The organism is Streptomyces sp. NPDC058291, from assembly GCF_042880855.1.
Lineage (GTDB): Bacteria > Actinomycetota > Actinomycetes > Streptomycetales > Streptomycetaceae > Streptomyces.
Genome location: NZ_JBHVYK010000176.1, coordinates 1 through 1,891 on the forward strand (window position 1 = coordinate 1; position 1,891 = coordinate 1,891).

1 protein-coding gene is annotated in these 1,891 nt (G+C 76.2%); it reads right to left on the bottom strand.

Going from position 1 to position 1,891, the window contains the following annotated elements; translation table 11 throughout:
• Positions 1-1,166: serine/threonine-protein kinase (locus ACFVYK_RS37935; RefSeq protein WP_389781291.1), on the bottom strand; the 1,166-nt coding region annotated here is incomplete at its 3' end.
• Positions 1,167-1,891: the final 725 nt, after the last annotated feature.

The following is a 1,891-nucleotide window of genomic DNA, read 5'->3' on the forward strand; positions in this document are numbered from 1 at the left end:
GACCTGGGCGGGGCAGCCGGCACGGCGGGCGGGGCGGCGGCGGACGCGGTGCCCCCGGCGCCCCGGGCCGCACCGCCCTGCTGCGCCTCGCCCGCGCCCACCGAACCGGAAGCACTCGCCGCGCCCGCCGACTTGGCGCGGGACGCGGCCGCCGAGGTCGCCGCCCCCGCGGCCTTGCGCACGGACCGGAACGCCCCGCGCAGTTTCTCGCCCGCCTCGGCTCCCGCCGAGCTCCCCTTGCCCGCGGGCCCCTCGGGCTGCGCGGGCAGCGGGACCACCTTCGTCGCGTCCGCCGGCTCGGCATGGCCGGGCTCGGGCGCGTGGAGCACGGCGTTGAGCATCGCCCGCGCACCCGCGTCGTCGAGCCGCCGTGCGGGATCCTTGGTGAGCAGGCCGTAGATGACGTCCTTCAGCGGACCCGCGTTCTTCGGCTCCTCCAACTGCTCGGTCATCACCGCGGTGAGCGTGGCGATCGCGGAGCCCTTGTCGTACGGCGGCGAGCCCTCGACCGCCGCGTACAGCAGACCGCCGAGCGACCACAGGTCGGCCGCGGGGCCCGGCTTGTGCCCGCGGGCCCGCTCCGGGGAGATGTACGAGGGCGCCCCGACGAGCATGCCGGTGGAGGTGATCGACGGGTCGCCCTCGACCTGGGCGATGCCGAAGTCGGTGAGCACGACCCGGCCGTCCTCGGCGATCAGCACGTTCGACGGCTTCACGTCGCGGTGGAGGATGCCCTCACGGTGGGCCGACCTCAGCACGTCGAGGATGGCGAGCCCCACCTCCGCCGCCCGCTTCGGCTTCAGCACGCCGTCCTCGCGGATGGCCTCGGCGAGGGACTTGCCCTCGACGAGCTCCATCACGATCCACGGCCGGTCGTCCTCCTCGACCACGTCGAAGACCGTCACCGCGCTGTTGTTGCGGATCCGCGCGATGGCCTTGGCCTCGCGCAGCGTCCGCGTGATCAGCCGGCGCTTCTCGTCCTCGTCGATGTTCCCCGGGAACCGCAGCTCCTTGACGGCGACCGTGCGTCCGAGGGTCTCGTCCTCGGCGCGCCACACCGTCCCCATGCCGCCGCGGCCGAGTACGTCTCCCAGCCGGTACCGCCCGGCGAGGAGACGTGCGCTCTTGTCCTGACGGGGTGTTCCCGCCCGCTCCGCCTCCGACATGCGTCCCCTCATGCAACCCGCCCTGACAGAGCCTCCATTGTCCCTCACCCGACAAGTGCCCGACGCCCAGGGTGCCCCTCATCGCCTCCCGGCCGCACCCCGAAGGGGGCGTATTCCGGCCAGAAGGTGCACCACGCTCCGGCCGAAGGGGGCGACGAGGAAGGAGAATCCGTGACGCGCCGCGCTCCCGCGCCCCGCGACCGGGTGTCCCCGCGCTCCCGGCGGACCCGACGGCGATCGCAGAACCCGGTCGCGAACCCGGTCGCGAACCGGACCGTTCCGACGCCGAGTTCCGGCCTCGCACCCGTACAACGAGCCGATCCCGAACGGAGATCCCCATACGCCACACCCGTTCGAGTGAATCCTCGGAGAGCCTGGCACCGGTCCGCGACCACCTACCGGCCACCGGCCGCCAGCCACGGGCCACCGGCCACCGGCCACCGGCCACCGGCCACCGACGGATAGCGCGGCCGGGGGCCGGGGGCCGGGTCGGGGGCCGGCCGGGTCAGGGCCGGGTCGGGGGCCGGGGCCGGGGGTCGGGTCGGGGCGGGTCAGGGCCGGGTCGGGCCAGGCCGGAGCCGGGGCCGGGGCCGGGGCCGAGGGTCAGGGCCGGGGTCAGGGCCGGGGTCAGGTCCGGGCCGGGGCCGGGACAGGGCCGGGGCCGGGCCGGGTCGGGGCGGTCAGGGCCGGGGCGGGCCAGGCCGGGGCCGGAGCCGGAGCCGGGG